This window comes from Pseudomonas sp. Irchel 3E19 (assembly GCF_900187585.1).
In the GTDB taxonomy this organism is placed as follows: Bacteria; Pseudomonadota; Gammaproteobacteria; order Pseudomonadales; family Pseudomonadaceae; genus Aquipseudomonas; species Aquipseudomonas baetica.
This window is the reverse complement of sequence record NZ_FYDT01000004.1, coordinates 15,741-41,893: the sequence shown is the minus strand read 5'-3', so window position 1 is coordinate 41,893 and position 26,153 is coordinate 15,741. Positions and strand designations below refer to the sequence as shown.

The following is a 26,153-nucleotide window of genomic DNA, read 5'->3' as shown; positions in this document are numbered from 1 at the left end:
TTACGAATGTGAACCCAGAACCTTTGTGGCGATGGACTCAAGCGCTCTGGCTTTGCAGCCACTGCCCCTGCGGTGTGCGACTGGCGCCGTTTTCGGCAACCATTTGTCCTTGTGGCGTGCGGCTGGAACCGTCGGCCGCGATCAAGGCATCGGTGCCCTGTTTGGTCAGCGGCGTCAGTTGCAAGCAAGTGCCACCGGGGCAGCTATGCTGTTCAACCGCCGCATTGGCATGGGCGGCTGCACTTGCGAAAGCGAAAGCAACAACAGTCAAAAAGCGCGATACGTTGTTCATGGTGAGGCTCCTGAAAGGGTTGATGACTCAGTTTTCGCCGAGGCAGTTATCCGCAAACTTTTGGTAATCCAGCGCTTGGGTTTTGGCCGCCGAATCCAGGTAGGTCATGCGAGCCTCGACAATGCCGCAGTTCACCGAGGTGTCCTCTTTCATCGAGAGGACTTTCTGGATGTCCAGGTGCGTACCGTAGGTGTAGGTTTGCGGGGTGACATCGGCCGCTTCGGCGCGGGCCGACAGGGTGCAGATGTTCACGGCGGCGAACAGGCAGGCGGCGATCACGGATTTAGTATTCATGGCATATTCCTCAAGGCTTCAATGAGTCAATCGTTGGTTGAGCCGAGGCGGTGTGGGCAGGCCTCGATGGGGCCTATTTAAGGCTTGCGAGGTATCGCCCATGTGTCAGGAAATGGCCGCTATCGATCGCTGTGTATCTGTGCCCGGCGCAGATACACAGCGATACAAAACCCTGGAAAATTCACCTTTTTGCTTCGCTGTGTATCGCACGTGGTGCCGGATACACTGCAATACAAAGCCAGGCAGGCGAGCCGGCACAGGCTCGATAGACTGCAACCCATCCCCCCTTGATAGAGGTTTGCCCCCATGGAGCATGTCGATCACATTCTCATCGTCGACGACGACCGCGAGATCCGCGAACTGGTCGGCAATTACCTGAAGAAAAACGGCCTGCGCACCACCGTGGTCGCCGATGGCCGGCAAATGCGCAGCTTCCTCGACGCCAACACCGTTGACCTGATCGTGCTCGACATCATGATGCCGGGCGACGACGGCCTGCAGTTATGCCGCGAGTTGCGTGTGGGCAAACACAAAGCCACGCCGGTGCTGATGCTGACCGCGCGCAACGATGAAACCGATCGCATCATTGGCCTGGAAATGGGCGCCGATGATTACCTGACCAAGCCCTTCGCCGCCCGTGAGCTGCTGGCGCGGATCAACGCCGTGCTGCGACGCACACGGATGCTGCCGCCGAATCTGGTGGTCACCGAGGCCGGGCGCTTGCTGGCGTTCGGTCGTTGGCAACTGGACACCTCGGCTCGCCATCTGCTGGACAAGGACGGCACGATGGTCGCCCTCAGTGGCGCCGAATACCGTTTGCTGCGCGTATTCCTCGATCACCCGCAGCGGGTGCTCAGCCGCGATCAACTGCTCAATCTGACCCAAGGGCGCGACGCTGACCTGTTCGACCGCTCCATCGATTTGCTGGTCAGCCGCCTGCGCCAGCGTCTGCTCGACGATGCACGCGAGCCGGCCTGTATCAAAACCGTGCGTAGCGAAGGCTATGTATTTTCATTGCCGGTGGAGATCCTCGGGGCGTCGGCATGAGCGGCACCCTGCACTGGCCGCGCACGCTGGCCTCACGGTTGTCGCTGATCTTCCTGATCGGGCTGATCCTCGCCCAGGCGCTGTCATTCGGTGCGCAGTATTACGAGCGCTACCAAAGCGCCAAAAGCACCATGCTCAACAACCTCGAAACCGACGTCTCGACCTCGATTGCCATTCTCGACCGCTTGCCCGCCGCAGAACGGCCCGCCTGGATCGAACGGCTGACCCGGGCGCATTACACCTATTTGTTGAGCGCGGGCCAGGCGGGGCCGGAGTTGGGCTCGGCTGATGTGCCGGTTGCCGTCACCTCGATCACAGCGGCCATCGGCGACGAATACCCGCTGACCTTCACCGATATCCCCGGGCCGCAACGGCACTTTCAGGCGCATTTGCGCCTGCGCGACGGCAGCCCGCTGACCATCGATGTGCGTCCGGCCATGCCGCCGCTATCGCCCTGGCTGCCGGCGGTGCTGCTCGGGCAACTGGCGCTGTTGATCGCCTGCACCTGGCTGGCCGTGCGCATCGCCCTCCGTCCCCTCGCCCGCCTCGCCAACGCCGTGGAAAGCCTCGACCCCAACGCCCACCTGGTCAATCTGGACGAGCGCGGCCCGACCGAAGTGGTTCACGCGGCGCGCGCCTTCAATGCGATGCAGGCGCGCATCGCCGCGTATCTGAAGGAACGCATGCAACTGCTCGCGGCGATTTCCCATGACCTGCAAACGCCGATCACCCGGATGAAATTGCGTGCGGAGTTCATGGACGACTCGGTCGAGAAAGACAAACTGTGCAATGACCTCGGTGAGATAGAGCATTTGGTGCGTGAAGGCGTGGCGTACGCTCGCAGTATCCACGGCTCGACCGAGGAAAGTCGGCGCATCGATCTCGATTCGTTCCTCGACAGCCTGGTGTTCGACTATCAGGACATGGGCAAGGATGTGCAGCTTCACGGCAAAAGCCATGCGGTGATCGACACCCGCCCGCAAGCCTTGCGCCGGGTGCTGGTGAACCTCACCGATAACGCGCTGAAATTTGCCGGTGCCGCCGAGCTGCGGATCGAGACAGCGGCGAACGGACTGTCGGTAAAAATTCTCGATCGTGGCCCGGGGATCGCCGAAGAGGAACTGGCGCAGGTCATGCAACCGTTCTACCGCGTGGAAAACTCGCGCAACCGCGACACCGGCGGCACGGGCCTCGGGCTGGCCATCGCCCAGCAACTGGCGGCGGCCCTGGGTGGCTCACTGACCCTGAGCAATCGCGAGGGGGGCGGGCTTTGTGCGCAACTGCGGCTTGAGCGGCAGGTTTGAGTCAGTGGAAGGCTACGTCAAGTGGGAGTATCTGGAGCGTTGGAATAACCAGCTCGGTGTTTATACCTGTCAACTTTGACAGGTTCGCCCCTCGTCATTGATCTCTAAGATGGGTTTTCCAATGCCCACTCGGAATCGAAATCATGACGACAACATCGCAATACACCACGGGAATAATGACCGCTACCGTCAGCGGGTCCGAATCAGCAACATTCAAAACGACGACAGACTTGCTGATCACAAAAGCACCAGAACTCCTGCATATCTCCGCCCATGCCCAAGGCACCGGCATGAGCGTGGTGTTTAGTATTGACCCTCGACAACTTCCGGGCACGGGTGAAGAGACGACCTTTTTACTGAGTAGCGAAATGGGTGAAAACCAGGCCGGCGCTGCATTTATAAAAGACCCCTGGATGCTTCCGGCAAAACAAGGCGCGTTGACCATTCGCTACGTTGAGTCTGAGAAAAGACTTATCGGGACTTTTAAATTCAGCACCGTCGGCTCGGGCGTGAGCTTCGAGTTGACTGAGGGTGCATTCGATCTGGTCGGCGTTCTTGAGTCAGGGGTTAATCGCGTTCAGACATTCACCGCCGACCTTAAAGATATCCCTGCCACGAAGTTTGAGGCTGAGACCATTTCAGTTACATACAAAGAACAAATGTTGTCTATCACGGCGAATCAAGTTGTTCACGAAGATGGAGCGGACTCTTACTACCACCGCATTATGTTGTTTATCCCCGACGGGATCGGGAAAGGCATTCACACATTCAAACCGGCCGACTACACAGGCCTTCGCGCATCGTATGTGCGCGGCGGGGACATTTTTATTACCTGGGAGGGTCAGCTGGAGCTGATTGAGGCCCCTTCCGAGCATCGAGTGGTCGCCAAACTATGGTTCAAGGCAAAAGTTGATCAGCAAGATGAGCACGTAATGACACTGCTCAACGGAATCATCGACTATTCGGCCTGACCGCCTGGCTTCAGACTCATCTTCGCAAGCCCTGCACAACCGCTGGCAGCCAGCATTCGCCAGCAGGTTGATTTCATCGACCTGACACCCCGCGTAAAAAACAGCATGGCTCAGTTACCGCGCTAGACTCTGTTATTACCCAGTCGAGGGGGCCGCAGGACGCAGCGAACGCCCTGCCTGTATCCCCGACCACCGCCCGGTGGCGCATGCCTCGACCCTCAACGCCGCCGGACTGTGATCCTGTTTCAGGAGCACGCATGATGGACGAGGCCCGACTCAACGAATTCATGGGCAAACTGGTCAACGACATGGGCGGCGCGGCGATGCTGGCCAATGTCATCGTCGGTGAAGAGCTCGGGTTGTACCGGGCGATGGCCGACAGTCAGCCGATCAGCCCCGAAGCCCTCGCGGCGAAAACCACCTGCAACCCGCGTCTGGTGTGCGAATGGCTCAGCGCCCACGCGGCGTCCGGCTACATGGAGCACCACGACGGCCAGTTCCGCCTGCCGGAAGAACAGGCGCTGGCGCTGGCCGTTGAGGACTCGCCGGTGTACGTCGCCGGCGGTCTCGGCGTGGTGGCGTCGTTTTTCCACGACAAGGACAAACTGGTCAAAGCCATGCGCGGCAATGGCGCCCTGCCTTGGGGCGATCATCATCCGTGCATGTTCACCGGCACCGAACGGTTCTTCCGCCCTGGCTACAAAGGCCATCTGATCGCCGAATGGCTACCGGCGCTGGAGGGCGTGGTGACCAAACTGGAGAGCGGCGCCAACGTCGCCGACGTCGGCTGCGGCCACGGCGCCTCGACGGTGATCATGGCTCAGGCGTTCCCCAATTCGCGCTTCAGCGGTTTCGATTACCACGCGCCATCCATCACCGTTGCGACCCAACGCGCCGAGGAAGGCGGGGTCAGCAGCCGGGCGAAATTCTTCCAGGGCTCGGCGAAAAACTACCCTGGCGACGATTACGACCTGATCTGTTATTTCGATTGTCTGCACGACATGGGTGACCCGGTCGGCGCGGCTCGCCACGCCTACAACTCGCTAAAGGACGACGGCACGGTGTTGCTGGTCGAGCCATTCGCCAACGATACGCTGGATGACAACATCAACCCGGTCGGGCGGCTGTTTTATGCGGCGTCGACGTTCATTTGCACACCCAACTCACTCTCTCAGGAAGTCGGCCTCGGCCTCGGCGCACAGGCCGGTGAAATGCGTTTGCGCAAAGTGTTCAGCGAGGCGGGTTTCAAACACTTCCGACGCGCCACGCAAACACCGTTCAACCTGATTCTGGAGGCGCGCAAGTAAGTCACGCGGATCGCGTGCTAACCTGCTGGCACCGTCCTCCCCGGAGCGCTGACCATGCTCGACAGCCCGATCCGCGAACACCTCGACACGCTGCAACAGGCGATGGCCGATGGTGACTTTCTGGTACTGACCGGCGCCGGCATCAGCACGCCATCAGGCATCCCTGATTACCGCGACAGCGACGGTGTGCGCCGTGGGCGGCAACCGATGATGTATCAGGAATTCCTCGCAGCTCCCGAATCACGCCGCCGCTATTGGGCGCGGGCGATGCTGGGTTGGCCACGGGTGCGTCAGGCCCGACCGAATGCGGCGCACGAGGCGCTGGCCAGTTTGCAGAGTCATGGGCGGATCAGCGCGTTGATCACGCAAAACGTCGACACTTTGCACGATCAGGCCGGCAGTCACGACGTGATCGAATTGCATGGCAGTTTGCATCGCGTGCTGTGCCTGGATTGTGGCCAGCGCAGCGAACGGGATGCGATTCAGCGCTTGATGGAACTGCACAACCCGTATCTGGCGGGCGTCGATGCGGTGCAGGCGCCGGATGGCGATACCTTGCTCGACCCGGCATTCGAGGCGCGGTTTCAGGTACCGCACTGCCCGCATTGCGACGGTGAACGGATGAAGCCGGACGTGGTGTTTTTCGGCGAAAACGTCGCGCAGCCCACGGCGGCCCGCGCCATGGCAGCGGCGCAGAATGCCGCGGGGATGCTGGTGGTGGGGTCGTCGTTGATGGCGTATTCGGCGTTTCGTCTGTGCCGGGTGATCGCCGATCGTGGCAAGCCGTTGATCGCGATCAATCTGGGCAAGACCCGGGCGGATGATTTGCTGGATTTGAAGATTGAAGGGGCGTGCGAACAGCTTCTGCCGCTGCTGACACAACGCCTGACCTCCTGAATATTCAATGTTCGGTTTTAAGAATATCGAACAACGCCTGCGCCGCTGCCGACAACTCATTCCCCGGCTCGGTCAGCACGCCAATCGCCCGCTCCACCGAGTCATTCAGCGTCAGGCAATGCGCCCCCAATTCCTGCATTTGTTCGGCACATAGCGCTGGCACCGCGCTCACCCCCAACCCACTGGCGACCATTCGCCCGACCGTCGCCAACTGATGGCTCTCGAACTCCACCGGCAGCTTCATGCCTCGGGCCTGCAAGTGTTCTTCGAGCATCACCCGCACCGTCGATGGTCGCTGCAAGGTGATGAACGGTTCCTGCAACAAGGTTTGCCAATCTACTTCGGCACGATCCGCCAGCGGCGAATCCTGCGGCACCACCGCGACAAAACGATCCATATAAAGCGGCGTGAACGTCATCGAGGTGTTCTGCATCGGTTCGAACGCCACGCCCAACTCCACTTGTCGGTCGCGAACCATCTCCAGCACTTGCTCGTTGATCACGTCATTGACCGTCACGTTGACGTTTGGATACCGCGCGCGAAAGGTCTTGAGAATCGGCGGCAGCAAATTACCGGCAAACGACGGCATCGCCGCCAGCGTCACCCGCCCACGCTGTAGGCTGAAGCGCTGGCGCATTTCGTCTTCGGCGTTGTCCCAGTCGGCGATCAGGCGCCTGGCCAGTGGCAGCAGCGACTCACCCTCCGCCGTCAGCGCGACGTTGCGGGTGTTGCGACTGAACAGGCGGCCACCCAGGCCCTCCTCCAGCGCCTTGATGGTCAGGCTCAGGGCTGATTGCGACAGGTGCAAACGCTCACAGGCCACGGCGAAACTCAGGCTCTGGGCGACCGCCAGAAAGGCGCGGATCTGTTTGATGGTCATATTGAAGCCTCGGGACTCTCGGTACATGATCGTTCCCACGCGGAGCGTTGGAACGATCAAAGCAGCACGCCACAACGTGACTATTGAGTTTTATCTATCAATCAACCTTAAAAATCAACTTAACAAATATATCCACCGGCGCGACACTCCAACCATTCGGCTAGCCAGCCGCCCGCAAATAATAAAAGAGGTGCATATGGCAGGTTTCGACAAGCGCGTGAGTTCCTACGAGGAAGCCCTCGCCGGGCTGGAAGACGGCATGACCGTCATCGCCGGCGGCTTCGGTCTGTGCGGCATTCCGGAAAACCTGATCGCCGAGATCAAGCGCAAAGGCACCCGCGACCTCACCGTGGTTTCCAACAACTGCGGCGTCGACGGTTTCGGTCTTGGCGTACTGCTGACCGACCGCCAGATCAGCAAGGTTGTCGCCTCCTATGTCGGCGAAAACAAGCTGTTCGAAGAGCAACTGCTCAAAGGCGAAATCGAAGTCATCCTGACCCCGCAAGGCACCCTCGCCGAGAAAATGCGCGCGGGCGGCGCCGGCATCCCGGCCTTCTTCACCGCCACCGGCGTCGGCACCCCGGTTGCCGAAGGCAAGGAAGTTCGCGAGTTCAACGGTCGCAAATACCTGATGGAAGAATCCATCACCGGCGATTTCGCCATCGTCAAAGGCTGGAAAGCCGACCATTTCGGCAACGTCATCTACCGTCACACCGCGCAAAACTTCAACCCGCTGGCCGCCACTGCCGGCAAGATCACCGTGGTCGAAGTCGAAGAAATCGTCGAACCCGGCGAACTGGACCCGGCACACATTCACACCCCGGGCATCTACGTCGATCGGGTCATTTGCGGCACGTTCGAAAAACGCATCGAACAGCGCACCATCCGCAAATAATTCAGGCTGACGGAGAATAACAACATGGCACTTTCCCGCGAACAAATGGCTCAGCGCGTCGCCCGCGAAATGCAGGACGGCTACTACGTGAACCTCGGCATCGGCATTCCGACCCTCGTTGCCAACTACATTCCCGAAGGCATGGAAGTCATGCTGCAATCGGAAAACGGCCTGCTCGGCATGGGCCCTTTTCCGACTGAAGAAACCATCGACGCCGACATGATCAACGCCGGTAAACAAACCGTGACCGCGCGCATTGGCGCGTCGATCTTCTCCTCCGCTGAATCCTTTGCGATGATCCGCGGCGGCCATGTCGACCTGACCGTGCTGGGCGCGTTTGAAGTCGACGTCGAAGGCAACATCGCCTCGTGGATGATCCCCGGCAAACTGGTCAAGGGCATGGGCGGCGCGATGGATCTGGTGGCTGGCGCCGACAACATCATCGTCATCATGACCCACGCGTCCAAGGACGGTGAGTCCAAACTGTTATCCAAGTGCAGCCTGCCGCTGACTGGCGCCGGGTGCATTAAACGTGTGCTGACTGACCTGGCCTACCTGGAAATCGAAAATGGCGCTTTTGTCCTCAAGGAACGCGCACCTGGCGTCAGCGTCGAGGAAATCGTCGCCAAGACCGCTGGTAAACTGATCGTCCCGGATCACGTGACGGAAATGCAGTTCGCTGCCCAGTGAGGAATTCGAAAATGCAAGACGTTGTCATTGTTGCCGCCACGCGTACCGCGATCGGCAGTTTCCAGGGTTCCCTGGCCTCGGTATCCGCAGTCGATCTGGGCGCGGCGGTGATCCGCCAGTTGCTCGAACAGACCGGTCTGGACGGTGCCCAGGTCGATGAAGTGATCATGGGCCAGGTGCTGACTGCCGGCGCTGGCCAAAACCCGGCGCGTCAGGCCGCGATCAAGGCCGGCCTGCCCCACGCCGTGCCGGCCATGACCCTGAACAAGGTCTGCGGCTCGGGCCTCAAGGCCCTGCACCTCGGCGCGCAAGCGATCCGTTGCGGCGATGCCGATGTGATCATTGCTGGCGGTCAGGAGAACATGAGCCTGTCCAACTACGTGATGCCGGGCGCACGCACCGGTCTGCGCATGGGTCACGCGCAAATCGTCGACACCATGATCAGCGATGGCCTGTGGGATGCGTTCAACGATTACCATATGGGCATCACTGCCGAGAACCTGGTCGACAAGTACGAGATCAGCCGCGAGCAGCAGGACGCCTTCGCTGCCGCCTCGCAGCAGAAAGCCGCCGCTGCCATTGAGGCCGGTCGCTTCGTTGAGGAAATCACCCCGATCCTGATTCCGCAGCGCAAGGGCGATCCGGTTGCGTTTCAGGTCGACGAACAACCGCGTGGCGCCACCACCGCCGAATCCCTGGCGAAACTGCGCCCGGCGTTCAAGAAAGACGGCAGCGTCACGGCCGGTAACGCCTCGTCGCTGAACGACGGCGCTGCTGCGGTCATTCTGATGAGCGCCGAGAAAGCCAAGGCGCTCGGTCTGCCGGTGCTGGCGAAAATCGCCGCGTATGCCAACGCCGGCGTCGACCCGGCGATCATGGGTATCGGCCCGGTCTCGGCCACCCGCCGCTGCCTGGACAAGGCAGGCTGGGACATTGCTCAACTTGACCTGATCGAAGCCAACGAAGCCTTCGCCGCGCAATCGCTGGCGGTGGCCAAGGATCTGCAATGGGATCTGGACAAGGTCAACGTCAACGGCGGCGCCATCGCCCTCGGTCATCCGATCGGTGCGTCGGGCTGCCGTGTGCTGGTGACGCTGCTGCATGAAATGATCAAGCGTGATGCGAAAAAGGGTCTGGCGACCCTGTGCATTGGCGGCGGTCAGGGTGTGGCATTGGCGCTGGAACGCGGTTAAGCAAGAGGTTCAACGGTAGACGGCGGATCCACGACATCCGCCGTTTGCCGGCAACAAAAACCCGGTGCAGCTTGCGTTGCACCGGGTCTTTTTTTGTCTGGATTTTACAGGCTGGCCTTGAAGGCCCCTTCGCGAGCAAGCCCGCTCCCACAGGGTTGGTGGGTGTACACAATATTTGTGAATAACACCAACCACTGTGGGAGCGGGCTTGCTCGCGAATGCGTCAGTCCAGCCAGCACAAAACTCCCAGTCAGCCAGCCAACTGCAGAATCAACCACGCGTTCGCCCCGCCGATCACCGCAAACACCCCCCACGCCAACACCCGGGTCGGCCAGCGGTTCACAAACGGCCCCATCAATTGCTGGTCATTAGTCATGCGAATCAGCGGATACAGGGCAAACGGCAACTGCAAACTCAACACCACCTGGCTCAACACCAGCAGCTTGCCCACCGCGTTATCGCCCATCAGCCACACACCGATAAACGCCGGAATCAGCGCCAACCCACGGGTGATCAAGCGCCGCTGCCAGCAGGGAATCCGCAGATTCAGATAGCCCTCCATGATCACCTGGCCGGCGATGGTCCCGGTAAAGGTCGAACTCTGCCCCGAGGCCAGCAACGCCACGCCGAACAACACACTGGCCAGCGCACCGCCGACCAGCGGATCGAGCAAGTGATAGGCATCCTGAATATCGACCACGTCGGTGTGCCCGGACTGATGAAACGCTGCCGCCGCGAGAATCAGAATCGCCGCGTTGACCAGCAATGCCAGTGCCAGCGAACCGATGGTGTCGATGCGCGCCAGTTTCACCGCATCCTGCTTGCTCGCCAGATCCTTGCCGATCATCCGTGTCTGCACGATGGACGTATGCAAGTAAAGGTTATGCGGCATCACCGTGGCCCCGAGGATGCCGATCGCCAGGTACAACGGCGCGGCATCGCTGATCGCCGCCAGTGACGGTTTGAAGCCTTGGGCGACGTCCGGCCAGTAGGGCTTGATCAGCACCAGTTCAACGAAGAAACACACGCCGATGGTCGCGACCAGTACCAGCATGATCGCTTCCAGCCGACGGAAGCCACGGTTCTGCAGGGCCAACACCAGTAACGTGTCGAATGCGGTCAGGGCAATGCCGAAGGTCAGTGAACAACCGAGCAACAAGTGAAACGCCAGCGCACAGCCGAGGACTTCGGCAAGGTCGGTGGCGATGATCGAAATCTCCGCCAATATCCATTGCAGCCGCGCCGTCGGGGTGCTGTAGCGTTCGCGGGACAATTGCGCCAGATCACGCCCGGTGGCGATGCCCAGCCGTGAACACAGGCACTGCACAACCATGCCCGCCAGACTCGCCAACAACACCACAAACAAGAGGCTGTAGCCAAATCGCGAGCCGGCCTCGATGGCCGTCGCCCAGTTGCCCGGATCCATATAACCGATCGACACCAGCAAACCAGGGCCGGCGAAGCGCAGCACGCGCTTGAAAAACGCGGCGTTGGGATCAACCGCGACACTGCCAGCCACTTCCGGCGGGCAAAACGGCGCGGTGGCGATTTTGGGCAAACTGAATTTCACGCACACATCCAGAAACAAGTCGAAAGACGCAGCTTAGACGTTTCAACCCCTTTGATGAAAGCTCAAGACCCCGTCACGCCCAGCAACTGCTGGCGCAGTTCAGGATTGCGCGTACGCGGATTCAACCAGATATCAAAAAATGCCCGGGCGAACTGCGGGTCGGCGATCTCATGCTGCAACTGCTGGCCGACAAAAAAACGTGCGCCCTGCCCCGGTAAATACACTCCGGTGATGCGGGTGCCAGCCTGGACATCGACGAACGCCTGCTGCATCTGCGTCTGCCAGCCGGCCAGTTGTGCCGGAGTGACGGCGGCGCCATTCAGACGTTTGATTTCATCAACGCTGGCTTCGACCAGATCGTCGCGGGAAATCTTTCGGCGATAGATCAACTCCAGCGCGAAAGGCTGCCCGTCCGCCAACGGCTGCGCCGTACTCCACAACCTCGCGTTGTAAACATCGAAACCAAACACGCTGAAATCGCCGCTGCCGATGATCCTGGCGCCGGGCACTTCGTCCTGCCAGTTGGCCCAGGCAGGCGCCACCAGCAAGGCCCACAAGCCGATGGCGCAGCACCCACGCAAGACATTCTGTGTTCTGTTCATCACGCCATTGACTCCGGCAAACCCATACAGGCAAAGCATAGCCGGTATGGCCTTGACACTTTGTATACAAAAATCACTCACATATGCAGCAATACCTTGACCGCGATGCTACCGTAGCCGTCTCTCACCCGACGGAGACACCTGCGTGCTGATCCTCAAACTGTTGCTGATCCCCGGTTTTCTGTTGCTGATATCGCTGGCCGGCAAGCGCTGGGGGCCGAGCGTGGCCGGGTGGCTGTCGGGGTTGCCGGTGGTGGTCGGGCCGATCCTGTTTTTCCTCGCCATCGAACAGGGGCCGCAGTTTGCCGCGCAATCGGCGGTCGCGGCGCTGTCGGCCATGTTCGCGATGATTGCGTTCTGCATCACCTACGCACAGGTCGCGCAGCGGGCGAACTGGCCGTGGGCACTGAGCTTTTCTCTGGCAGTCTGGGCGATGCTGGCGCTGATACTGTCACTTATTCCGGCATCACTGCCGTTCTCCGTGGCGGCGGCGGCCGTTGCCCTGTTGGCGGCGCCCTACCTGTTTCCCAAGGTACAACCGGTGCTGAACGGCCCCGCACCGAAGTCGGACAAACTGCTCTGGCGGATGATCGCCGGGGCTGCGCTGACGCTGCTGGTGACCCTGCTGGCCAGCACTGTCGGCGAACGCTGGAGCGGCCTGCTCGCGGTATTCCCGGTGCTCGGCAGTGTGATGGCGGTGTTTTCCCAGCAGGCCCGTGGCCCGGCGTTTACTGCCGCGTTGTTGCGGGCGACGGCGACCGGGATGTATTCGTTTTCGGCGTTTTGTCTGGTCTCGGCGTTGACGCTGCCGAGTCTTGGCCTGAGCGGGTTTGCCATAGGCGTCGCGGTGTCGGTGGCCATGCTCGGCGTGACGCGTAAATTGCTGGCCAAACCGGCCCCTGTGAGAACCGCGCGGACCACTGAAGGTTGACGCCACAGGTAAGCGTTCACTTCAATCACCCGGTGCAGACGAGCCGTGCTGGAGTGACAAGCCGGTGCATGGGATGATCGCCCGCCTGGCCTGACCACTTCCCGGAGATTCGAATGACATTGTTGAGCAAGAAAGCCGTCGTCCTGTTGCTGGCGGCTGTCGCCGGTCTCGGCGCCATCAACGCTCAGGCCGCCAAGGCCAAGGAAAAAGCCGCCACCGAGAAGGTTTCGATGCTCGGCGGCAAGTTCACTTTCACCCTGCCCAAGGGCTTCGTCGCTGATCCGTTGCCGGCCAGTCCGACCGGTGCCACGGGCACGATGTACACCAACCAGACCACTAAAACCGTGGTCATCGCCGCCGAAAACCAGGTTCCTGAAGGCAACAACGTCAAGGACAACGACAGCGCGTTCCTCGATGGCAGCGTTTCTGACTTCATCGATGCCCAGCGCAAAGCGCTACCGGACTTCAACAAACTCAGTGAGAAAAGCCTGACCCAAAAAGGCACCGGCCTTGGCCTGCGTCAGGTCGACAGCACTGCCACGCAGGGCGGCGGCCAGACCCTCAACACGACCTTGATGGCCGGTTCGGGAACGCGCATGGCGCTGGTCCAGGTAATCTCCCGGGTCAGCGACAAGAAAGGTCACGATGCCTTGGTAAAAACCATCCTCAAAGAACAGTGATTCTCAAGGGTTGAGTTGCTGCAACCAGGCGTTCAAGTCCCGCAGTTCGGCCGCACTGATGCTGTGGCCGACGCCGGGATAGGCGTGAAACTGCGGTTTGTAAGCCCGTTTCTGGAGTAACGCAGCGGCCTCGGTACCGTCGTGATACGGCACCTGATTATCAGCAGTGCCGTGACCGATGAAGATGTTCAACGGCAGCGGTTGTTGCCCGCTCTTCAGTTCAGCTTTCAACACCGGCAATAAACGTCCGCTCAATGCCGCAATACCGCCCACGGCCACCGGCGGACGCAGGCCCACCTCGTAAGTCATCATCGCGCCCTGGCTGAAGCCGATCAGGTACACCTTGTCGGGGGCCACGTGATATTTCTTCGCCGCTTGTGCGACAAAGTCCCGCAACTTCTGGCCGCTGGCCTTCAGATCATCGGTCTCGCCGTTGTAGGCGCCTTCGCCTTTCTTGCGAAACCACTGGTAGCGCCCTTCGCCCAACGCCAGCGGCGCCTGCGCCGAGAGGTAGTTATAGTGCGCCGGCAGCTGGAATTTCATGCCGATCAGATCGGCTTCGTTACTGCCATAACCGTGCAGGAAAATCACCAGCGGACGCGGATCGGCATCAGGGTGAACCTGTGCAATGTATTTAAGCGGCAGATCGCTTTGCAGGGTGGTTTGAGCCTGGACGGCGGTGGACGCCAGGAGGGTAAACAGGGCAAACGCCTTCAACATAAAGCCTTCCTTCACAGAGTGTCGGGTTCGGGGGGAGCCTAACACTCTGGGTCGAAGATCCAAATTCAGTGGTGCTGTCGAGACCGCCATCGCTGGCAAGCCAGCTCCCACAGGTTTTTGCGCAAGTCACCCATTTTGTGTACGACGCGGACACTGTGGGCGCTGGCTTGCCAGCGATGAGGCCTGCAGATCCAGTGAAGATCGTCAGTCGTTAGTCAGCTTGCCCGTGCGAAACGGCACCCGCCCCGCCACTTTCGCCTGCCAGATTCCAGGCTCGGTGTACCGCCCGCGATCAATCGCAAACAGCACGCCACTGGTCCCGGCGCGCACAGTAGTCACGCGATCCTGTAACGGATCAACCACCTCAAACAATGCATCGCCCTTCTCCACCCACTCGCCCGCATCGCGCAGGAAACTCACCACGCCATGGTGCGGCGCGAACAGGTATTCGGTGCCTTCGAAAGGCATGCCTTCACAGCACTCGTTGGGCGCCGCCGGCCATTCACCGCTGATGAAACCCTGCTCGGCGAGAAATCCGAGAATCGCCTCGCAATTGGCTTGGGCCTGATCGACCCGGGTGTCGCCCATGCTGCCGAGTTCCAGCGTGGTGGCGAGGTTGGCCGCGGGAATGGCCGCGCCCGGGAAGGCTCGTGCCAGTCGCAGCCACGGCGTTGAGCAGGATTCATCGAATGAACTGCCGCCGGAATCTTCACACAGCAACGCCACGCCGGCCTTCAAGCGCGCCGCCAGTGACTGCCACTGCGGCCAATGCTGAGGCAACGCATAAAGGTGGATCGATGCTTCGAAATCGCAATGCAGGTCAAAGGTGATGTCGGCATCGCAGGCGTGGCGCAGCAGCAAGCGATGCAGGGCTTGCAGTTGCGAGGCCGGGGCCGGCAGATCATCGAAGACCTGGATCATGGTCTGGCGGATCAGCGCGATGTTGGCGTCAGCATCAGAACCCAGGCGATCACCGATCAACGCTGCCACTGGCGCGCTGAGTTCAACAAACCCACGGTTGAAATTCTTGCCGCTGCCCAGTTCGAAGCGGCCCATGTGCGCGCTTTGCAGATGCTGGTCCAGGCCGATCGGGTTGGCCACAGGCACCAGTTCGATCACGCCTTGCAGACGACCTTGCTGTTCCAGTTCGTTGAGGCGTTTCTTGAGCTCCCACGCAGTGCGCATGCCCGGCAATTCATCGGCGTGCAGGCTGGCCTGGATGTACACCTTGCGGGTGCCGGCGCCGTAACGGAATACGCTGAGGGAGCGTTCGCTGCCCAAGTGGCTCCAGGGCAGCAGATGGTCGATGCGTTGCATAAGAAAACTCCGCGAACTCTGTAGGAGCTGCCGCAGGCTGCGATCTTTTGATCTTGTTTTTCAGGATCAAGATCAAAAGATCGCAGCCTGCGGCAGCTCCTACATTGGAAAATGTGTGCTGCAGAATAAATCATGGGCACAAAAAAAGTGGCCGCCGCATCAACGGGGGCCACTTTTTTCTACGGCGTATTAATGGCCGTAAACGTCAAAGTCGAAGTACTTGTCCTGGACTTTTTTGTACTCGCCATTGGCGCGAATTTCGGTGATGGCGGCGTTGAATTTGTCCGCCAGCTCTTTGTCACCCTTGCGCACGGCGATGCCGGCACCGCCGCCGAAGTACTTGGCGTCTTCGTAGGTCGGGCCGACGAATTCGAAGCCTTTGCCGGCGTCGGTTTTCAGGAAGCCGTCGCTCAGGTTGACCGAGTCGGCCAGCATCGCGTCGATACGACCCGATACCATGTCCAGGTTGGCTTCCTGCTGCGAACCGTAACGCACCAGCTCGATCCCGGCCGGCACCAGCACTTCAGTGGCGTAGCGGTCGTGGGTACTGGCACGCAGCACGCCGACTTTCTTGCCTTTGAGTTCGGTCAGCGGATCTTTGACACCCGAGCCTTCCTTCATCACGAAGCGCGCCGGGGTGTGGTAGTACTTGATGGTGAAGTCGACGTTTTTCTTGCGATCGTCAGTGATGGTCATCGAAGACAGGATCGCGTCGATTTTCTTCACTTTCAGCGCCGGGATCAGGCCATCGAATTCTTGCTCGACCCAAGTACATTTGACTTTCATCTGCGCGCACAGCGCATCGCCGATATCGACATCGAAACCGGCGAGTTTGCCGTCAGCGGTTTTCATCGAGAATGGCGGGTAACCGGCTTCAATACCGATGCGGATCGGCTTGGCGTCTTCGGCCACGGCGGTCAGGGACAACATCGACAGTGCCAGGGCACCAAACATCACTAGCTTCTTCATTTATAACTCCTGTGTGCGGAGGCTTTTATTGGCAGCTTTCGATTCAGCGTTCGGCATGGCCATTTGGCTGCAAAATCCGAAGTGGTCGGCAGTCTATGGCGGCGCGCACAGGGCAAATTGTGTTTAAGCGACAAATACTTACAAAAGATCGGCGAGTCGATTGACCACCATCAACAGGTGCGCCGTCGTGGTGCAAAGGCTGTAGGACAAGCCCTCAAACAGTACAAAAAAACCGTGTAGGCGCACGCCTACACGGGGTCTGGGTTTCAGCAGTTGCAACCGATGGGCGTCGCTGCAGCTTGCGCCACATTTAATTCAAATCCCTCGTCCAGCCACCCGGTCACGCCGCCGATCATCTCCTTGACCGGATAACCCAGCGCCGCCAATTTCACCGCCGCCTTGTTGGCGCCGTTGCAATGTGGGCCGGCGCAGTAGACCACGAACAGCGTGGTTATCGGGTAGCGCTTCAATGCCTCAACGCTCAGCAAGCGCGTGGGCAGGTTGATCGCCCCCGGCACATGGCCACGCTGAAAAGCCAGGGGGCCGCGCACGTCGATCAGGACAAAATCGGTTTCGCCCGCTTGCTGGCTGCTGAACACGTCGGAACAATCGGTTTCGAAGGTCAGACGATTGCTGAAATGCATCAGGGCAATCGCCGACGGTGCGGCAGGAATTTCGCGAACCAGGCTGGCCATGGGGTGTTGCTCCTGTATCTGTGTGGGTGTGAACAGACTTTATCCAGTCGCCGCGTGGCGCTACAGTGGCGCACAAGACACTCACCGGGAATTTTCCGCCAAATGCCTACTTCACCAGGACTGGTCGCGATTCTGGCCTACGATGGCCTCTGCACTTTCGAGTTCGGCATTGCCGTGGAGGTGTTCGGCCTGGCCCGGCCGGAATTCGATTTCCCGTGGTACGAGCACTGCATTGTGGCGGTCGACCAAGGGCCGATGCGGGCCATGGGCGGCATTCAGGTGCTGGCCGACGGTGGCCTCGAATTGTTGGCACAGGCGCGCACCATCATCATTCCCGGCTGGCGTGACCGTCACGCTGAAGTGCCGCCGGCGCTGCTCACCGCCCTGCGCGAGGCCCACGCCCGTGGTGCGCGGCTGCTGTCGATCTGCTCGGGGGTCTTTGTGCTGGCGGCCAGCGGCCTGCTCGATGGCCACGGCGCCACCACTCATTGGCGTTACACCGCAGAACTGGCTCAGCGCTTTGCAATGATTGCGGTTGATCCTGACGTGCTTTACGTCGATTCGGGCCAGTTGATCACCTCGGCCGGCAGCGCGGCCGGCATCGACGCCTGTCTGCACCTGGTGGCGCGGGATTTCGGCACGCAGGTCGCCAACTCGGTGGCGCGGCGTCTGGTCATGTCGCCGCAGCGCACCGGCGGTCAGGCGCAGTTCATACCGACGCCGGTCAGCCCGACGCCACGCAATGATCTGTCACGGGTGATGCAATGGGCCCGCGAACGCCTGCATGAACCGCTGGAAGTGCGCGATCTGGCCAGTGAGGCGGCGATGAGTGAGCGTACCTTTCTGCGGCGTTTCAGCGAGGCCAGCGGGCAGTCGCCCAAAGCCTGGCTGCAACATGAACGGCTGGCTCGCGCCCGCGAATTGCTGGAAAGCTCCAGCGACAATACCGAACAGATCGCGCTGCGCTGTGGCTATCGTTCGGTGGAGAGTTTTCGCGTGGCGTTTCGCAGCGTGGTCGGCGTGCCGCCGTCGGTGTATCGGGAGCGGTTTGGCCGGGAGGCTATTGCCCATTCTTGAGAGCACCGCCAATTCAGGGCTTGCGCAACAGATAGGTATCCATGATCCACCCATGCTTTAACCGCGCCGCCTTGCGTACCCGCTCGATCTCGTCCGCCACCTCCTCAAGTTTGCCACTGAGCAAAATCTCATCCGGCGTGCCCAGATAGGCGCCCCAGTAAATCTGCGTTTGCTGATCCGCCACTTGCTGATAGGCATCTTCGGCATCGAGCATCACCACCAGACTGTCCGCCGCGCTCACCTGCCCTGCTGCCAGACGCCGGCCGGTGGTGATTTCAATTGAATGGCCAATCGTGTTCAGCGGCACTTTATGCTGCGCGGCCAACGCCTGAACGCTGGTGATTCCGGGGATCACTTCATATTCGAAGGCACAGCGCCCAGACGCGAGAATCGCTTGCAGGATACGCAGGGTGCTGTCGTACAACGCCGGATCGCCCCACACCAGAAAACCGCCGCACTGGCCGTCGGCCAATTGCTCATTGATCAGGCGCTCGAAAGTTTGCTGCTTGGCGCGGTTGAGCTCGTCGACGCTGGCGGTGTAGTCGACCTCACCGCGCTCACGCTCCGGACTGGGGGCCTGGACGAAGCGGTAGTGCGGGTCTGTGATGTAGCGCTCACAGATCTCCCGACGCAACGTGATCAACGCGTCCTTGCTCTGACCTTTGTCAAAGAGAAAGAACACGTCTACCCGGTTCAGCGCTTTCACGGCCTGCATCGTGACGTAATCCGGATTTCCGGCGCCGATGCCGATCACCAACAGTTGTTTCATCAGCGTGCTCCTTGCAGATCAAGTCCGGGCAAGCGTAGCCGCCAGCGCCCGGTGAAGCGCAGTTCGAGCACCGACAACGGTTCGACATCCAGGTCATGGAATGCCGCGCCCTGCATCACTTGAACCATTGCCGCGCGAATGACAAACGGGTGCGTCACCGCCACCACATGCCCCGGCGTGGATTGCACGCTGAGCAGCCACACCGCCACGCGCTCGCACACCTGCGCAACCGACTCACCGCCATGCGGGGTGGCGTGGGGATCCTCCAGCCAGGCCTGTAACTCCGCGCCCTCGGCACGCTGTAAAGCCTTGATGGACTGACCGTGCCAGCGCCCCCAATCGCAATCGCGCAACGCCTGGTCAATTTGCGCGTCGGCGCCCATCCACGCAGCAGTCTGGCGGGTACGCAATTCCGGGCCGCAGATCAGTCGGTGCGGCGAGCCGAAATGCGTGGCCAGCGTGTCAGCCGCCAACGGGGTCTTTTCAACGGGTTCATTCGTAGGAAAACACGCCAATTTTTGTGCGACGGTTCGCGCATGGCAAATCAGTGACAAACGGGTGCTATGCACGATGAATCACTCGGTCGAAAATCATGAAAATCAGCGGAGCAGGATCGGTCCGCCGACAATTGTGCCGTAAACCGAGGGCTCATGGCCTGTTCGATGCCACAGTGTCGACCCTCTCAATGCGAAAAAATCGGCAATTTCCGACACGGTCATGGGCAATTGCCTACAAAGCCAATCGACTTCGGTGTAACCCTTGTGCCACGGGCACCTTGCCCCATTCCGGGGCTGTTTAAACGCGACAAAAAATTCACTAGACATGTAGTGCCAGTTACATAAATACTGTTTTAACGGATTATGAAGCGAATTCGACACCCCCCCATCCAGCAGGAGCCCGGATGCCCCCTCTCAGAGACCTGATCACCGATCCCGGCCTGGATCTTACGCCGTCGGAGCGCAAAGTCGTCCGCGCCTTGCTCGATCAATACCCACGCAATGGTCTGGGGCCAATGGCGCGTCTGGCCGAACATGCAGGCGTCAGCGATCCGACCATCGTGCGGCTGGTGAAAAAACTCGGTTTCGGCGGTTATGCCGAATTCCAGGATGCCCTGCTCAGCGACATGGATCATCGCCTGCGTTCGCCGCGCACCTTGCTGCAACCCCGCGCGCAACAACACAAGGACGACGCCTGGAGCCACTATCTGGCTGACAGCCATCGCCTGCTGGTCGAAACCCAATCGCTGACCCAACCCGAAGATGTGCGCATCCTCACCGACTGGCTGCTCGATGCCCGGCATCAGGTTTACTGCTTTGGCGGACGCTTCAGCAGCCTGATGGCGACTTACCTGCTCAATCACCTGCGCCTGTTGCGCCCCGGTTGCTTTGCGCTGGAGGACAACGCGCAACTGCCTGATCGCCTGTTCGATCTGCAACGTCAGGACGTCGTGCTGGTGTTCGATTACCGCCGCTATCAGACCCAGGCCCTGCGCGTTGCCAGTGCCGCGAAAAACAACAACGCGCGCGTGGTGCTGTTCACCGACATCTACGCCTCGCCGCTGCGCGAACTGGCCGACCTGATCATCAGCGCCCCGGTGGAATCGGCGTCGCCGTTCGACACCATGGTGCCGGCGCTGGCGCAGGTCGAAGCGCTGATCGCCTGCCTGACCCTGCGCACTGACAATCTGGCCGATCGCCTGGAAGGCATAGACGCCCTGCGCAACGACTTCAACACCCACCTGCTGGAGGATAAATAAGGATGTTCAGCCTTCCCCACCGCTCGCCGCGGGATTTGCCGTTTGTCACCGACCACACCGCGTTGCTGTTGGTGGACATGCAGCGTGCCTGGCTCGAACCACAGTTCGACCCGCACCTGAACGGCCCGGAAGGCGAGTACTTCCTGACCCGCGCGCACATGCAGGTGGTGCCCAATCAACGCCGGTTGCTCAGTGCCTTTCGCCAGGCGCGGCAAAACGTGCTGCACACCATCATCGAAAGCCTGACGGCCGATGGTCGCGACCGCTCGCTGGATCACAAGCTGTCGGACATGCACCTGCCCAAGGGCAGCACGCAGGCGCGGATCATTGAAGACCTGACCCCGGTGGAAAACGAGATCGTTCTGCCGAAAACCTCGTCCGGGGTGTTCAACTCCACCAACATCGACTACGTGCTGCGCAACCTCGAAACCCGCCACCTGATCATCGCCGGCATCGTCACCGACCAGTGCGTCGACATGGCCGTGCGCGACGCCGCCGACCGTGGTTATCTGGTGACGCTGGTCGAAGACGCCTGCGCCACCTACAACGAAGCCCGACATCACGCCTGCCTGAATGCGATCAAGGGTTACTGCTGGATTACCGACACCGACACCGTAATCGGCCGGTTGCAGGAGATGCGGCCATGAGCGCACGCCTGACGCCGCTGCCAATGACCACCATCGTCACCACCGACCTGATCGGCATCACCCGTGGCCGCTCGTTTCCCACAGACGAGCTTGAGCACTACCAGGCTGGCGGTTGCGGCTGGGTTCCGGCCAACAGTGCGTTGACGCCGCAAGACATCATTGCTTCGACCAATCCATGGGGCGCTTATGGTGACTTGCGCCTGATTCCCGATCTGAGCAGCCGCGTCACCGTCAGCAACGGGCCGGATCCCGACGCCCCGGCGCTGGATTTCATTCACGGCGATATCCGCGAAACCGATGGCCGCCCTTGGGGTGCCTGCCCGCGCACATTGTTGCGCGATGAAATCGAGCGTTATCGAGACGTGCTGGGCTTGCAGGTCAATGCCGCGTTCGAACATGAATTCAACTTGCATGCAGGCTTTGCCGAACACCTGGCGTTCTCGCTGCAAGCCCAGCGGCAGGGCGCCGAGTTCGGCGGCTGGCTGCTCGCCGCCTTGCGCGCCGGTGGTGTCGAGCCGGAAATGTTCCTGCCCGAATACGGCAAGCATCAATACGAAATCACCTGCCGCCCAACGCTTGGCGTCGCAGCGGCGGATCGCGCAGTGAACGTGCGCGAGATCACCCGCGAGATCGCCCGGCAAATGGGCCTGGATGTGAGCTTCGCACCGAAAACGGCCGAGCAGGCGGTGTGCAATGGCGTGCACCTGCACGTCAGCCTCCTTGATCTGGCCGGTCAACCGATGCTCTACGACGCTGGCACCAGCAACGGCCTGTCGACCCTCGGCCAGCATTGGGCGGCGGGCATCCTGCACTATCTTCCGGCGCTGTGTGCGTTTACCGCGCCGACGCCAGTCTCCTACGAGCGCTTGCAGCCGCATCACTGGAGCGCGTCCTACGCCTGCCTCGGCCAGCAGAACCGCGAAGCCGCGTTGCGCATCTGCCCGACCGTGACGCTGGGCGGCAAAGCCGTAGCGACACAGTTCAACCTGGAATTTCGCGCCATGGATGCCACCGCCTCGCCACACCTGGCGATGGCTGCGCTGCTGATCGCCGGACGCCTGGGCATCGAACAGCGTCTGGCGCTGAACGCGATCACTGATGAAATTCCCGATTCACTCAACGACGAGCAACGCAAGGCCCGGGGCATTGTCGCCCTGCCCGCCTCGCTGGCGCAGGCACTGGATCGCCTGCGCAACAGTGGCACCTTCAATCAATGGCTGCCCAAGCCGTTGCTCGACACCTATCACGCCCTGAAAACCGAGGAACTGGCGCTGACGGAACAGCTCTCGCCCGCTGACCTGTGTGAGCACTATGCACGCCTGTACTGAATCCGCCGAGCTTGGGTTGTACACCCGACCGGTCTACAACCTGAGCCGCGCCGACTCGACGCACCCGTTGATTCTGGTGTGCGAGCACGCCAGTCCCTACATTCCCGAGGCCCTGAACAACCTGGGCCTGGACGATGCCGCCGCCCGTGAACACATCGCCTGGGACATCGGGGCGCTGCAACTGGCTGAACAGTTGTCGGAAACACTCGGCGCTACGCTGTTGAGCGCCAACTATTCGCGCCTGCTGATTGATCTGAATCGACCACGGCATGCACCTGACAGCATTCCGGCGCAAAGCGAAATTTACCAGGTGCCGGGCAATCGCGAGCTGGACGAAGCCACCCGCGAATATCGCCATCAGACCCTGTTCAAACCGTTTCATGCGCGCTTGCAAACGTTGATCGACGAGCGCATCGCCAAGGGTCAACCGGTGCGCATCGTCGGGATTCACAGCTTCACCCCTGTGTATTACGGCCAGCCACGAACGCTGGAAATCGGCGTGCTGTTCGGTCAGGCCCAGGCTTACGCCCGGCGCGTGCTCGACGGCCTGGACAAACATCCGCTGAAAACCGCCGGCAATCAGCCGTACAGGATTGATCCGCTGGGCGACATGACGGTGCCGGTGCACGGTGATGCCCGGGGTCTGGATTCGGTGCTCGTCGAGGTGCGCAACGATTTGCTGCGCAGCCCGCAAGACGTAACGCGCTGGGCCGGATACCTCGCGCCATTGCTGTAACAGAAAACGCCTGTAAAGACTGCTGATGCTGTAACGGATTACCGATAGAAGAACTAAAAAACAATCGATGGCTGACAAGGAGTTGCGCTTCATGGTAATTGAAGAATTCGGCTACAAACAAGAGTTGAAACGTAGCCTCACGCTCACGGATCTGGTGGTGTACGGGATGATCTTCATGATCCCCATCGCCCCGTTCGGCGTGTATGGCTACGTTAACGCCGAGGCACCGGGGATGGTGCCGCTGGCGTACATCATCGGCATGGTGGCGATGCTGTTCACGGCGTTGAGCTACGGCAGCATGGCCAAGGCTTTTCCGATTGCAGGTTCGGTGTATTCCTACGCGCAACGCGGCCTCAATCAACACGTCGGCTTCATCGCCGGCTGGCTGATGCTGCTTGATTACCTGCTGATTCCACCACTGCTGTATGTGTATGCAGCGATGGCGCTCAACCACTTGTATCCGGACATTCCGAAAGTCGGCTTCATTCTGGCGTTCCTGGTCAGCGCGACCTTCGTCAACCTGCGTGGCATCACCTTCACCGCGCGGATGAACATCATTTTCCTGCTGGCACAACTGGTGGTGCTGGGCATCTTCCTGTTCTACGCCTGGAATGCCCTGCACAACGGTGGCGGCAACGGCGAGCTGACCCTGGCGCCGCTGTATAACGCGCAAACCTTCAATTTCGCCCTGCTGATGCAAGCGGTGTCGATTGCGGTGCTGTCGTTTCTCGGCTTCGATGCCATTTCCACCCTCGCCGAAGAGATCAAGGGCGACCCCGGCCGCAGTGTCGGCAAGGCCGCGTTGATCACGCTGGTGGTAATGGGCGTGATTTTCGTCGCGCAAACCTGGATTGCCACTGATCTGGCAGCGGGCATGGGCTTCAAATCCGCTGACACCGCGTTCTATGAGATTGCCGAAATCGCTGCCGGTAGCTGGCTCGCGACCCTGACCGGTGTGGCGACTGCGCTGGCCTGGGGCGTGGCCGTGGCAATCACTTCGCAAGCGGCCGTGTCGCGCCTGCTGTTCGGCATGGCCCGCGACGGCAAACTGCCGAAAGTGCTGGCCAGGGTGCACCCGAAACACAACACGCCTTACCTGAGCATTTATCTGGTGGCGGTGCTGTCGCTGGTGATCTGCTACCTGTTCATCAATTCGGTCGACACCCTGACGTCGCTGGTCAACTTCGGCGCACTCAGCGGTTTCATGCTGCTGCACCTGACCGTGATCAACTACTACTGGCGTCGGCAAAAATCCGGTCAGGTCGTGCGCCATCTGATCTGCCCGGTGATCGGCTTCATCATCGTCGCGGCCATCATGTACAACATGGGCGTCGATGCGCAGAAACTCGGCCTGATCTGGATTGCTCTGGGCCTGGTGTACCTGTTCTTCCTCAACAAGCTCGGCGCCAGTACTGCGCTGCCTGACCCGAGCAACGGCTGACAAGAAAAAGAGCGGCGTCTGACAACAAATCAGGCGACCGCCGATTTAACGCGTGGACACCGACAGTGATAGTCAGGTGCGGCGAATTCGCCGAACCTTTTGATACAGGAGTACATCCATGCTGGTCTTACGCCCAGTCGAGCCAACCGACCTGCCTCAGTTACATCAACTGGCTCGCGACAGCCTGGTAGGCGTGACGTCGCTGCCGGATGACAGCGAACGCCTGCGCGAGAAAATCGCCGGCTCCTGTACGTCGTTCGACAGCGAGGCGCAGGCCAACGGCCCGCAGAATTACTTCTTCGTGCTGGAAGACCTCGATAGCCGGCGTCTGCTCGGCTGCTCGGAGATTCTCGCCACCGCCGGTTTCAACGAGCCTTTCTACAGCCTGCGCAATCGCCATTTCACCAGCGCCTCGCGGGAGCTGAACATTGAGCACGGCGTGCCGGCCCTTTCGTTGTGCCACGATCTGAACGACCACACCCTGCTGCGCGGTTTCCACATCGACGCAGCGCTGGTGCGTACACCGTTTTCCGAATTGCTCTCACGGGCGCGCCTGCTGTTCATCGCGGCCCACGCGCAGCGCTTCGCCGAAGCGGTGATTACCGAAATCGTCGGTTACAGCGACGAAAACGGTCATTCGCCGTTCTGGGATGCACTGGGCAAACACTTCTTCGACCTGCCCTACGCCGAAGCTGAGCGCCTGTGTGGTTTGCAAAGCCGTGCATTCCTCGCCGAACTGATGCCGCAATACCCGATCTACGTGCCGATGCTGCCGCAAGCGGCGCAAGACTGCATCGGGCGTATTCACCCGGACGGGCAGGAAGCGTTCGACATTCTTGAGCGCGAAGGTTTTGAAACCAACAGCTACATCGACCTCTTCGACGCGGGCCCGACCTTGTATGCGCGCACCGCGAACATTCGTTCGATCGCCCGCAGCGAAACGGCCACTGTGCAACAGCAACCGCAGATCGACGCCCGTGGCCGCTATCTGCTCAGTAACGACGCGCTGCATGGTTACCGGGCCATCGTCACCGAACTCGATTGGCAACCCGGACAACCGCTGTCGCTCACCCCGACAATGTGTGCGGCGCTGAACGTGACCGATGGCAGCCCGATCCGGCTGATTGCCCTGTGAACCGCGCCCG

28 protein-coding genes are annotated in these 26,153 nt (G+C 60.5%); 17 read left to right on the top strand and 11 right to left on the bottom strand.

Going from position 1 to position 26,153, the window contains the following annotated elements; all coding sequences use genetic code 11:
• Positions 1–37 precede the first annotated feature (37 nt).
• Together CKW18_RS03725 and CKW18_RS03720 are read right to left on the bottom strand one after the other, a co-directional pair.
• The gene (locus CKW18_RS03725; RefSeq protein ID WP_095187525.1) at positions 38–292 is read right to left on the bottom strand and encodes a hypothetical protein; all 255 of its coding nucleotides are present in this window, start codon (positions 290–292) and stop codon (positions 38–40) included.
• A gap of 27 nt (positions 293–319) precedes the next feature.
• A complete protein-coding gene (locus CKW18_RS03720) occupies positions 320–586 on the bottom strand; it encodes a DUF2790 domain-containing protein (RefSeq protein ID WP_095187524.1) in 267 nt (88 codons plus the stop codon).
• A gap of 306 nt (positions 587–892) precedes the next feature.
• Between CKW18_RS03720 and CKW18_RS03715 the strand changes: the two genes are divergently transcribed.
• The 5 genes from CKW18_RS03715 (at position 893) to CKW18_RS03695 (ending at position 6,112) form a co-directional block, all read left to right on the top strand.
• Entirely contained in the window at positions 893–1,633 is a 741-nt protein-coding gene (locus CKW18_RS03715) for a response regulator (RefSeq protein WP_095187523.1), read from the top strand.
• Positions 1,630–2,937: an ATP-binding protein gene (locus CKW18_RS03710; RefSeq protein WP_095187522.1), complete on the top strand. Its 1,308-nt coding sequence runs from the start codon at positions 1,630–1,632 to the stop codon at positions 2,935–2,937. Before CKW18_RS03715 ends, CKW18_RS03710 begins: the two co-directional genes overlap by 4 nt.
• 143 nt (positions 2,938–3,080) lie before the next feature.
• Positions 3,081–3,908 (top strand): hypothetical protein, encoded by an 828-nt coding sequence (locus tag CKW18_RS03705; protein ID WP_095187521.1) that lies wholly within the window; start codon positions 3,081–3,083, stop codon positions 3,906–3,908.
• 260 nt (positions 3,909–4,168) lie between these two features.
• Positions 4,169–5,215, top strand: a complete 1,047-nt coding sequence (locus tag CKW18_RS03700; protein WP_095187520.1) for a class I SAM-dependent methyltransferase — start codon at positions 4,169–4,171, stop codon at positions 5,213–5,215.
• A 54-nt stretch (positions 5,216–5,269) separates the two neighbouring features.
• Entirely contained in the window at positions 5,270–6,112 is an 843-nt protein-coding gene (locus CKW18_RS03695; RefSeq protein ID WP_095187519.1) for an NAD-dependent protein deacetylase, read from the top strand.
• A gap of 4 nt (positions 6,113–6,116) precedes the next feature.
• Here the strand turns inward: CKW18_RS03695 and CKW18_RS03690 are convergent, their stop codons facing one another.
• Positions 6,117–6,992, bottom strand: coding sequence for a LysR family transcriptional regulator (locus CKW18_RS03690; RefSeq protein WP_095187518.1), 876 nt, complete (start codon positions 6,990–6,992; stop codon positions 6,117–6,119).
• 196 nt (positions 6,993–7,188) lie between these two features.
• On the opposite strand from CKW18_RS03690, the gene CKW18_RS03685 reads away from it, so the two are divergent.
• The 3 genes from CKW18_RS03685 to CKW18_RS03675 are packed head-to-tail and all read left to right on the top strand — an operon-like array spanning position 7,189 to position 9,770.
• Entirely contained in the window at positions 7,189–7,887 is a 699-nt protein-coding gene (locus CKW18_RS03685; protein WP_095187517.1) for a CoA transferase subunit A, read from the top strand.
• Positions 7,888–7,911: 24 nt separating this feature from the next.
• Positions 7,912–8,577, top strand: a complete 666-nt coding sequence (locus CKW18_RS03680; RefSeq protein ID WP_095187516.1) for a CoA transferase subunit B — start codon at positions 7,912–7,914, stop codon at positions 8,575–8,577.
• An 11-nt stretch (positions 8,578–8,588) separates the two neighbouring features.
• Positions 8,589–9,770: an acetyl-CoA C-acetyltransferase gene (locus CKW18_RS03675; protein WP_095187515.1), complete on the top strand. Its 1,182-nt coding sequence runs from the start codon at positions 8,589–8,591 to the stop codon at positions 9,768–9,770.
• A 250-nt stretch (positions 9,771–10,020) separates the two neighbouring features.
• Here CKW18_RS03675 and CKW18_RS03670 read toward each other — a convergent pair whose 3' ends face one another.
• A complete protein-coding gene (locus CKW18_RS03670; RefSeq protein ID WP_371857608.1) occupies positions 10,021–11,289 on the bottom strand; it encodes an Nramp family divalent metal transporter in 1,269 nt (422 codons plus the stop codon).
• Between the two features lie 113 nt (positions 11,290–11,402).
• Positions 11,403–11,942: a chalcone isomerase family protein gene (locus CKW18_RS03665; RefSeq protein ID WP_095187513.1), complete on the bottom strand. Its 540-nt coding sequence runs from the start codon at positions 11,940–11,942 to the stop codon at positions 11,403–11,405.
• Positions 11,943–12,087: 145 nt separating this feature from the next.
• Here CKW18_RS03665 and CKW18_RS03660 point away from each other — a divergent pair, with 145 nt between their 5' ends.
• Together CKW18_RS03660 and CKW18_RS03655 are read left to right on the top strand one after the other, a co-directional pair.
• A complete protein-coding gene (locus CKW18_RS03660) occupies positions 12,088–12,873 on the top strand; it encodes a hypothetical protein (protein ID WP_095187512.1) in 786 nt (261 codons plus the stop codon).
• A gap of 113 nt (positions 12,874–12,986) precedes the next feature.
• Positions 12,987–13,553 (top strand): hypothetical protein, encoded by a 567-nt coding sequence (locus CKW18_RS03655; protein ID WP_095187511.1) that lies wholly within the window; start codon positions 12,987–12,989, stop codon positions 13,551–13,553.
• 3 nt (positions 13,554–13,556) lie between these two features.
• Here CKW18_RS03655 and CKW18_RS03650 read toward each other — a convergent pair whose 3' ends face one another.
• The 4 genes from CKW18_RS03650 to CKW18_RS03635 all read right to left on the bottom strand — a co-directional run bounded on the left by CKW18_RS03650 (position 13,557) and on the right by CKW18_RS03635 (position 17,254).
• Positions 13,557–14,273, bottom strand: coding sequence for an alpha/beta hydrolase (locus CKW18_RS03650; protein WP_095187510.1), 717 nt, complete (start codon positions 14,271–14,273; stop codon positions 13,557–13,559).
• 204 nt (positions 14,274–14,477) lie between these two features.
• Complete coding sequence (locus CKW18_RS03645) at positions 14,478–15,590, bottom strand: succinylglutamate desuccinylase/aspartoacylase family protein (RefSeq protein ID WP_095187509.1); 1,113 nt, start codon at positions 15,588–15,590, stop codon at positions 14,478–14,480.
• Between the two features lie 189 nt (positions 15,591–15,779).
• A complete protein-coding gene (locus CKW18_RS03640) occupies positions 15,780–16,559 on the bottom strand; it encodes an ABC transporter substrate-binding protein (RefSeq protein ID WP_095187508.1) in 780 nt (259 codons plus the stop codon).
• Between the two features lie 266 nt (positions 16,560–16,825).
• Positions 16,826–17,254: a rhodanese-like domain-containing protein gene (locus CKW18_RS03635; RefSeq protein WP_095187507.1), complete on the bottom strand. Its 429-nt coding sequence runs from the start codon at positions 17,252–17,254 to the stop codon at positions 16,826–16,828.
• 102 nt (positions 17,255–17,356) lie between these two features.
• On the opposite strand from CKW18_RS03635, the gene ftrA reads away from it, so the two are divergent.
• On the top strand, positions 17,357–18,331 hold the full coding sequence (ftrA, locus tag CKW18_RS03630; RefSeq protein ID WP_095187506.1) for a transcriptional regulator FtrA: 975 nt from the start codon (positions 17,357–17,359) through the stop codon (positions 18,329–18,331).
• A gap of 13 nt (positions 18,332–18,344) precedes the next feature.
• Here the strand turns inward: ftrA and cobF are convergent, their stop codons facing one another.
• Both cobF and CKW18_RS03620 read right to left on the bottom strand, forming a co-directional pair.
• Positions 18,345–19,100: a precorrin-6A synthase (deacetylating) gene (gene cobF, locus CKW18_RS03625; RefSeq protein WP_095187505.1), complete on the bottom strand. Its 756-nt coding sequence runs from the start codon at positions 19,098–19,100 to the stop codon at positions 18,345–18,347.
• Entirely contained in the window at positions 19,100–19,669 is a 570-nt protein-coding gene (locus tag CKW18_RS03620; RefSeq protein WP_095187504.1) for a histidine phosphatase family protein, read from the bottom strand. The genes cobF and CKW18_RS03620 overlap by 1 nt, the downstream gene beginning before the upstream one ends.
• A 332-nt stretch (positions 19,670–20,001) precedes the next feature.
• Here CKW18_RS03620 and CKW18_RS03615 point away from each other — a divergent pair, with 332 nt between their 5' ends.
• The 6 genes from CKW18_RS03615 to CKW18_RS03590 all read left to right on the top strand — a co-directional run bounded on the left by CKW18_RS03615 (position 20,002) and on the right by CKW18_RS03590 (position 26,143).
• Positions 20,002–20,856 carry a MurR/RpiR family transcriptional regulator gene (locus tag CKW18_RS03615; protein ID WP_095187503.1) on the top strand — a complete coding sequence of 285 codons (855 nt, stop codon included), beginning with the start codon at positions 20,002–20,004 and terminating at the stop codon, positions 20,854–20,856.
• 2 nt (positions 20,857–20,858) lie between these two features.
• Entirely contained in the window at positions 20,859–21,503 is a 645-nt protein-coding gene (locus tag CKW18_RS03610; protein WP_095187502.1) for an isochorismatase family cysteine hydrolase, read from the top strand.
• Complete coding sequence (locus tag CKW18_RS03605) at positions 21,500–22,831, top strand: glutamine synthetase (protein WP_095187501.1); 1,332 nt, start codon at positions 21,500–21,502, stop codon at positions 22,829–22,831. Before CKW18_RS03610 ends, CKW18_RS03605 begins: the two co-directional genes overlap by 4 nt.
• Complete coding sequence (locus tag CKW18_RS03600; protein WP_095187500.1) at positions 22,815–23,567, top strand: N-formylglutamate amidohydrolase; 753 nt, start codon at positions 22,815–22,817, stop codon at positions 23,565–23,567. The genes CKW18_RS03605 and CKW18_RS03600 overlap by 17 nt, the downstream gene beginning before the upstream one ends.
• A gap of 91 nt (positions 23,568–23,658) precedes the next feature.
• Positions 23,659–25,008, top strand: a complete 1,350-nt coding sequence (locus tag CKW18_RS03595; protein ID WP_095187677.1) for an APC family permease — start codon at positions 23,659–23,661, stop codon at positions 25,006–25,008.
• Positions 25,009–25,126: 118 nt separating this feature from the next.
• Positions 25,127–26,143: an arginine N-succinyltransferase gene (locus CKW18_RS03590; protein WP_095187499.1), complete on the top strand. Its 1,017-nt coding sequence runs from the start codon at positions 25,127–25,129 to the stop codon at positions 26,141–26,143.
• Positions 26,144–26,153: the final 10 nt, after the last annotated feature.

What these genes read in the sequence shown, in the direction of transcription:
- CKW18_RS03700 (WP_095187520.1), top strand. Translation starts at nt 4,169, where the DNA reads ATGGACGAGGCCCGACTCAACGAATTCATGGGCAAACTGGTCAACGAC.
- CKW18_RS03690 (WP_095187518.1), bottom strand. Translation starts at nt 6,992, where the DNA reads ATGACCATCAAACAGATCCGCGCCTTTCTGGCGGTCGCCCAGAGCCTG.
- CKW18_RS03725 (WP_095187525.1), bottom strand. Translation starts at nt 292, where the DNA reads ATGAACAACGTATCGCGCTTTTTGACTGTTGTTGCTTTCGCTTTCGCA.
- CKW18_RS03595 (WP_095187677.1), top strand. Translation starts at nt 23,659, where the DNA reads ATGGTAATTGAAGAATTCGGCTACAAACAAGAGTTGAAACGTAGCCTC.
- CKW18_RS03665 (WP_095187513.1), bottom strand. Translation starts at nt 11,942, where the DNA reads ATGAACAGAACACAGAATGTCTTGCGTGGGTGCTGCGCCATCGGCTTG.
- CKW18_RS03710 (WP_095187522.1), top strand. Translation starts at nt 1,630, where the DNA reads ATGAGCGGCACCCTGCACTGGCCGCGCACGCTGGCCTCACGGTTGTCG.
- CKW18_RS03685 (WP_095187517.1), top strand. Translation starts at nt 7,189, where the DNA reads ATGGCAGGTTTCGACAAGCGCGTGAGTTCCTACGAGGAAGCCCTCGCC.
- CKW18_RS03675 (WP_095187515.1), top strand. Translation starts at nt 8,589, where the DNA reads ATGCAAGACGTTGTCATTGTTGCCGCCACGCGTACCGCGATCGGCAGT.
- ftrA (WP_095187506.1), top strand. Translation starts at nt 17,357, where the DNA reads ATGCCTACTTCACCAGGACTGGTCGCGATTCTGGCCTACGATGGCCTC.
- CKW18_RS03605 (WP_095187501.1), top strand. Translation starts at nt 21,500, where the DNA reads ATGAGCGCACGCCTGACGCCGCTGCCAATGACCACCATCGTCACCACC.
- CKW18_RS03640 (WP_095187508.1), bottom strand. Translation starts at nt 16,559, where the DNA reads ATGAAGAAGCTAGTGATGTTTGGTGCCCTGGCACTGTCGATGTTGTCC.
- cobF (WP_095187505.1), bottom strand. Translation starts at nt 19,100, where the DNA reads ATGAAACAACTGTTGGTGATCGGCATCGGCGCCGGAAATCCGGATTAC.
- CKW18_RS03695 (WP_095187519.1), top strand. Translation starts at nt 5,270, where the DNA reads ATGCTCGACAGCCCGATCCGCGAACACCTCGACACGCTGCAACAGGCG.
- CKW18_RS03650 (WP_095187510.1), bottom strand. Translation starts at nt 14,273, where the DNA reads ATGTTGAAGGCGTTTGCCCTGTTTACCCTCCTGGCGTCCACCGCCGTC.
- CKW18_RS03615 (WP_095187503.1), top strand. Translation starts at nt 20,002, where the DNA reads ATGCCCCCTCTCAGAGACCTGATCACCGATCCCGGCCTGGATCTTACG.
- CKW18_RS03655 (WP_095187511.1), top strand. Translation starts at nt 12,987, where the DNA reads ATGACATTGTTGAGCAAGAAAGCCGTCGTCCTGTTGCTGGCGGCTGTC.
- CKW18_RS03705 (WP_095187521.1), top strand. Translation starts at nt 3,081, where the DNA reads ATGACGACAACATCGCAATACACCACGGGAATAATGACCGCTACCGTC.
- CKW18_RS03715 (WP_095187523.1), top strand. Translation starts at nt 893, where the DNA reads ATGGAGCATGTCGATCACATTCTCATCGTCGACGACGACCGCGAGATC.
- CKW18_RS03680 (WP_095187516.1), top strand. Translation starts at nt 7,912, where the DNA reads ATGGCACTTTCCCGCGAACAAATGGCTCAGCGCGTCGCCCGCGAAATG.
- CKW18_RS03635 (WP_095187507.1), bottom strand. Translation starts at nt 17,254, where the DNA reads ATGGCCAGCCTGGTTCGCGAAATTCCTGCCGCACCGTCGGCGATTGCC.
- CKW18_RS03590 (WP_095187499.1), top strand. Translation starts at nt 25,127, where the DNA reads ATGCTGGTCTTACGCCCAGTCGAGCCAACCGACCTGCCTCAGTTACAT.
- CKW18_RS03600 (WP_095187500.1), top strand. Translation starts at nt 22,815, where the DNA reads ATGCACGCCTGTACTGAATCCGCCGAGCTTGGGTTGTACACCCGACCG.
- CKW18_RS03610 (WP_095187502.1), top strand. Translation starts at nt 20,859, where the DNA reads ATGTTCAGCCTTCCCCACCGCTCGCCGCGGGATTTGCCGTTTGTCACC.
- CKW18_RS03645 (WP_095187509.1), bottom strand. Translation starts at nt 15,590, where the DNA reads ATGCAACGCATCGACCATCTGCTGCCCTGGAGCCACTTGGGCAGCGAA.
- CKW18_RS03720 (WP_095187524.1), bottom strand. Translation starts at nt 586, where the DNA reads ATGAATACTAAATCCGTGATCGCCGCCTGCCTGTTCGCCGCCGTGAAC.